Origin of the sequence: Methylocaldum sp., from assembly GCF_039794385.1 — a bacterium.
Lineage (GTDB): Bacteria > Pseudomonadota > Gammaproteobacteria > Methylococcales > Methylococcaceae > Methylocaldum.
Window position 1 is genome coordinate 1 of sequence record NZ_JBDIVO010000306.1, and the last position, 5,416, is coordinate 5,416.

A 5,416-nucleotide genomic window follows, 5' to 3' on the forward strand; every position below is an offset into this window, starting at 1 on the left:
TTTTCGCCGATGTCGCGGACCCTTCGCTCGAAAGCCGTGTCGTTCATGACCCTACCTCAGAGTTGCCCAACGAATTCGGACCTCACCCGCGATGATAGTTCCATGGCGGAAGCCGCAGCGGGCGTCTCCGACAAGGAACAGAGTGCAGCAAATCGTCTCTAAGGGGAAGTGGCATGAGTGTGATAGATTGGAGGCTATTCCAATGCTTTCCGGATCATCTCTCATGGACGACAAAACCTTAAAACCGATACGACTGATCGGCGTGGCCTTCGACCGCGACGCCGAAACGGGGCCGGAATCCTTGCGCCTTCTGGGCTTGGATCGGAGGCTGAGGAGCCGGGGCGTTCCAGCCAACTGGCAAACGATTCTCCATCCGCACCGAATACTGGACAAGGTGCCCAAGGTGGCGGATCTCTGCGAACGAGCGGCACAGGAAACCGAGAGCGCCCTGAGAGCCGGCGAATTTTTCGCCGTATTGGGGGATGACCATTCTTGTGCCGTAGGCTCCTGGACTGGTGCGGCGGCGGCTTTGGCCGAACGAGGCCCTTTGGGGCTGATCTGGATCGACGCCCACATGGACAGCCATGTGCCGGAGACGAGCCCCAGCGGCGCATTGCACGGCATGCCTCTCGCGTGCCTCCTCGGTTTCGGCGAACCGTCTCTGGTGAATTTGGGCGGATTCGGCCCGAAGCTGTTTCCCCGGCATGTTTGCCTGATCGGCGTCCATAGCTTCGAGCCGGCCGAGCAAGCTTTGCTGGAAAGGCTCGGCGTCCGGATCTTCTATTTGGGCGAAGTCCTTCGGCGCGGCCTGAACAACGTCATGGAGGAAGCGTTGTCCATCGTCCAATCCGATACGGCCGGCTTTGGCGTCACCCTCGATCTCGACGCCATCGATCCGAAGGACGCGCCCGGGGTCACGACGCCGGTGGCGGGCGGCATTTCCGGCGAGGAAATGATCGGCGCTTTGGCCATACTCCAGGGCAATCCGGACTTTCTCGGCATCGAAATCGTGGAATTCGACCCGCCCCGCGATAGGAGCCGTGCCACGGTCTATCTGGCCAGCGATCTCTTGCTGGCTGCCGTGGTTCCCGAGCGAACCGCGCGAGCGGAAGACGTTCTGAGCATCACCGAACGCTATGGCGCGCACAACTACGACACCTTGCCGGTGGTTTTGACCCGAGGCGAGGGCGTCTACCTTTGGGACGTCGAAGGGAAACGCTATCTGGACATGATGGGCGCCTATTCCGCCGCAAGCCATGGTCATGCCCATCCGCGCCTGGTCCGAACCTTGACCGAGCAGGCGAAGCGGCTGGCCATCACCTCGCGGGCCTTTCACAGCGACCGGCTCGCGCCTTTCCTCAAGAGGGCTTGCGAACTGACCGGACAGGACATGGCGCTGCCGATGAACACCGGCGCCGAAGGCGTGGAGACCGCGCTGAAAGCCGCCCGCAAGTGGGCGTATCAGGTCAAGGGCGTGGCTCCCGACAGCGCCGAAATCATCGCCTGTCGAGGCAATTTCCACGGGCGGACTATCGCGATCGTAGGTCTTTCATCCGAGCCCGGCTACCGCGAAGGCTTCGGGCCGTTTCCGCCGGGCTTGAAACTGATTCCGTACGGCGATTCCGCGGCCTTGGCCGATGCGATTACCGAGAACACGGCGGCGTTTCTGGTCGAGCCGGTCCAGGGAGAGGGCGGCATCGTCGTCCCGCCGGCGGGTTATCTCGCCGAATGCGCCCGGATTTGCCGGGAGCGGAAGGTTTTGCTGCTGTGCGACGAGGTTCAGACGGGGCTTGGCCGAACCGGCAAATTCCTGGCTTCCGAGCATGAAGGCGTGAAACCCGACGGCCTGATTCTCGGCAAGGCGTTGGGAGGCGGTTTGCTGCCGGTGTCGGCATTTCTGGCGAGCCGCGAGGTGATGGGCGTTTTCGGCCCGGGCCATCACGGCAGCACCTTCGGCGGCAATCCTCTGGCCGCGGCGGTCGGGCTGGAGGCGCTCAATGTGATCGTCGAGGAAGGGTTGGCCGAGCGCTCGGACGAGCTCGGCGCCCATTTTCTCGAAGGGCTGCGCGCTTTGAGGAGCCCTCTGATTCGCGAGGTCCGCGGCAAAGGTTTGTTCATCGGTCTGGAACTTAACTCAGGTTTCTCCGGCCGCGAGTTCTGTATGAGGCTGATGGAGCACGGGATTCTGACCCGCGAGACCCATCAAACCGTCATCCGATTCGCACCGCCTCTGGTCATCGAACGCAAGGAGGTCGAGTGGGCGGTGGAGATGCTCGAGACCGTCATTCGAGATCTGGAACGCAATTGTCCCGGCAAGGGGTAAAAGCATGCGGCTCCGGTCTTTGCGCTTTTTCCAATTCCACTTGGAAAACGGTGTTCATGGCCGATCAGTTCAGCGATGTCCACAATGCGGAAGGGCAGGTCAATCCCGATGGAACGCCCAGTCCGAGCGGGCAGTTCGGCAAGATCGAGGACTGCGCCATCGTCAAGCTCGCGGCCACGTATCGGATCAAGCCCTTGAACACCGACGTGTTCGTCAGCGTGAAAAACCTCTTCGACCAGAACTACATCGTTGATCGCACCCGCGGCATATCGCCGGGTTCGCCGAGACTGGTGCAGGCGGGATTCAAACTAGACTTCCGAGCCTTTCCTGACCGCTCTTAGCCGGTTTGACGCCGCACGAGGGCGTACGGCGCAAGGTCATTCCTTGACGCTTCCCAATACCAGTCCTTCGATGTAGTACTTCTGGAGGACGAGAAACAGAAGAATCACCGGCAGCACGGTGAGCACCGAACCGGCCATCATCAGTTCGGCGTCTTGCACGTGTTCGCCGAGCAGGTTGGCGAGAGCGACCGGCAGCGTGTAAAGATCGCTGTCGGTCAGGATGATGAGCGGCCACATGAAGTCGTTCCAGGTGCCCATGAAGGTGAAGATGGCCAGGGTGACCAGGATCGGCTTGCACAGAGGCAGTACCAGGGTCCGGTAAATCCTGAATTCGCCGGCGCCGTCGATGCGGGCGGCATCCAGCAGGCTGTCCGGAATCGACAGGGCATACTGCCGGATCAGAAAAATGCCGAAAATGCTCGCCATGCCGGGTACGATCACGCCGCTGTAAGTATTCACCAGCCCCATCTCTTTAAGCATCAGGAACAAGGGCAGCATGGCGACCTGCGCCGGAATCACCATGGAGGCCAGAAGCAGACGAAACAGGCGGTCGCGTCCCTTGAACCGCAGCTTGGCGAAGGCGTAGCCCGCCATGGAATTGAGCAGCAGGGAGAGCACGGTGACCGATGTGGCGATCAGCGTGCTGTTCAGGAGATAGGCGGCGAGATTCAAGCGGGAGAACAGCATCCGGTAATGTTCCAGCGTCGGCGCTGCCGGCAGCAGCGGAGGCGGGAACCGGTTCGCCTCGGCCGAAGACATCAAGGACACGGAAACCATCCAGAACAGCGGGAACAGAGTCGCGATCACCGCCGCGATCAGCGCGAGGTGAAGCAGCAGTGTCTTGATCGGTTTTTCGGAAAATACGGCCACTGTCAGATTTCCCGTCGCCTCAATCTCAACTGCAACACTGTCCCCGTCAGAATGATGAGAAACAACGTGAAGGCCACCGCTGCCGCGTAGCCGAGATTCCACCAGCGAAAACCTTCCTGGAACATCAGGAGCGCCACGCTCAGGGTGCTGTTGGCGGGACCGCCCTGGGTCATCACGTAAGGTTCGGCGAAAAGCTGGAAGTAGCCGATCATCGTGATGACGGTGACGAAGACGAAGGTCGGCGCCAGCATGGGCAAGGTGATGTGGCGGAATTGGCGCCAGGTGCTCGCGCCGTCGATCACCGCGGCTTCGTACAAACGGACCGGAATGCTTTGCAGCCCGGCGATGAAGATGATCATGTTGAAGCCGAAATTCTTCCAGATCGCCATCAGGATGATGGCCGGCATGGCCCAGTCGGGGTCGCCCAGCCAGTCGACGGTATCGAGCCCGAGCAGTCCGAGCAGATAATTCAAGAAGCCGTAGCGGGGATGGTAGAGATAGCGCCAGACCACGGCTATCGCCACCAGGGTGGTGACGACCGGCAGGAACAGCAGCGAGCGGAACAGTCCCTTGAACCGGACCAGGCGGTGGTTGACCAAGAGCGCCGCGCCCAGCGACACGGCCACCGACAACGGGCCGCCTACAAGCACGAAATACAGGGTGTTCTTGAGCGCGGTCCGGAACAAGGGGTCGCCGAGCAACCGAAGATAGTTGTCGAGCGCCACAAAGCGCAGCCGTTCGTGGTCGCCGAGGGCGTAGATGTCGAAATCGGTAAAGCTGAGCAGCAGCGACGCCGCGACCGGCAGGAAAAAGAAGACGACGATCAGGATCAAGGCCGGCGCAAGGAACCAGAAGGCGGTATTCGCCGGTAACAGCGGGGTTTTCATGGCGCCCGTTTCCGCAACAGCCAGCGACGCTTTTCGAGAATCCGGTCTACGTCCTTGTCCAGGGCAGCTAAGGCTTGCTCCTCGGTCAATTCGCCGCGCACTGCTTTTTCCGTGTAATGGGCGATTTTGCTGGCGATGCGTTCCCATTCGGGAATTTTCGGCGTGGACACCACCCGCTCCAACTGCGTCTTGAAGGCCTGCGTGCGAGCCGCTGTGGCCAGATCGGGGTGCAGCCAGGCGGAGCGGCGGGCGGGGAGGTCGCCGGTCAGACGGTAAAAGGCAAGCTGTTGTTCGGGTTCGGAGAGAAATTCGATCAGCTTCCAGGCTTGATCTTTACGGCTGGAACTTCGGGCGATCGCGAGACTGGCGCCGCCGGCCAGTGAAACGCCGGGATAACTCTCATCGGGAGCCGGCATCGGCGCGGTGGCCCACCGGCCTTGCATGGACTTCGGAAGCCGGTGTTCGAACTCGACGATATTCCAGGGCCCGGTGACATACATCGCGAAATAGCCGCTGGCGAATTCCTGATAAAGATTGGCGATCTGGGCTTCCGATACGGCGGGTGCATACCCCCGGCGGAAGATGTCGAGATAAAAACGAAAAGCCTGGCGAAAGGCATCGCTCCGGAAATTGCCGAACCGGGCCTCGTCGCGGAGCAGTTCTGACCCCATTTGCAGCGCGAGGATCACCGGGACCTGCCATTCGTTCATGGGCAAGAGCAGCCCGTAGCGGTCTCCACCGGGCAACGCCGCGATTGCCGCCATCGCCGCGAGCCATTCGTTCCAGGTCTTGGGCGGCGCCGAAAAACCGGCCTTGACCAGAATATCGGTACGGTAGAAGAGCAGGCGGGTATCGACATACCAAGGCAGACCGTGAAGCCGTCCGTCGATTTCGTTGGTTTCGATGATGCCCTCGAAATAATCCTCCCGTTGTTGGGCCGTCAGCCTATTGTCAAGACTGTCGACGGCTTTCAGAACGACGAATTCCGGAATCCA

5 protein-coding genes are annotated in these 5,416 nt (G+C 60.9%); 2 read left to right on the forward strand and 3 right to left on the reverse strand.

What is annotated here, in order from left to right; genetic code table 11:
* Nucleotides 1–223 precede the first annotated feature (223 nt).
* A complete protein-coding gene (gene rocD / locus ABJK70_RS19295; RefSeq protein ID WP_347258809.1) occupies nucleotides 224–2,323 on the forward strand; it encodes an ornithine--oxo-acid transaminase in 2,100 nt (699 codons plus the stop codon).
* Nucleotides 2,324–2,379: 56 nt separating this feature from the next.
* On the forward strand, nucleotides 2,380–2,664 hold the full coding sequence (locus ABJK70_RS19300) for a hypothetical protein (protein WP_156880424.1): 285 nt from the start codon (nucleotides 2,380–2,382) through the stop codon (nucleotides 2,662–2,664).
* 36 nt (nucleotides 2,665–2,700) lie between these two features.
* On the opposite strand, the gene ABJK70_RS19305 is transcribed toward ABJK70_RS19300, so the two are convergent.
* The 3 genes from ABJK70_RS19305 to ABJK70_RS19315 form a co-directional block, all read right to left on the reverse strand.
* A complete protein-coding gene (locus ABJK70_RS19305; RefSeq protein WP_347258810.1) occupies nucleotides 2,701–3,534 on the reverse strand; it encodes a carbohydrate ABC transporter permease in 834 nt (277 codons plus the stop codon).
* Between the two features lie 2 nt (nucleotides 3,535–3,536).
* Nucleotides 3,537–4,421, reverse strand: a complete 885-nt coding sequence (locus tag ABJK70_RS19310) for a sugar ABC transporter permease (RefSeq protein ID WP_156880426.1) — start codon at nucleotides 4,419–4,421, stop codon at nucleotides 3,537–3,539.
* A partial coding sequence (locus ABJK70_RS19315) for an extracellular solute-binding protein (protein WP_347258811.1) occupies nucleotides 4,418–5,416 on the reverse strand: 999 nt, incomplete at its 5' end. The genes ABJK70_RS19315 and ABJK70_RS19310, both read right to left, overlap by 4 nt.

What these genes read in the sequence shown, in the direction of transcription:
- rocD (WP_347258809.1), top strand. Translation starts at nt 224, where the DNA reads ATGGACGACAAAACCTTAAAACCGATACGACTGATCGGCGTGGCCTTC.
- ABJK70_RS19300 (WP_156880424.1), top strand. Translation starts at nt 2,380, where the DNA reads ATGGCCGATCAGTTCAGCGATGTCCACAATGCGGAAGGGCAGGTCAAT.
- ABJK70_RS19310 (WP_156880426.1), bottom strand. Translation starts at nt 4,421, where the DNA reads ATGAAAACCCCGCTGTTACCGGCGAATACCGCCTTCTGGTTCCTTGCG.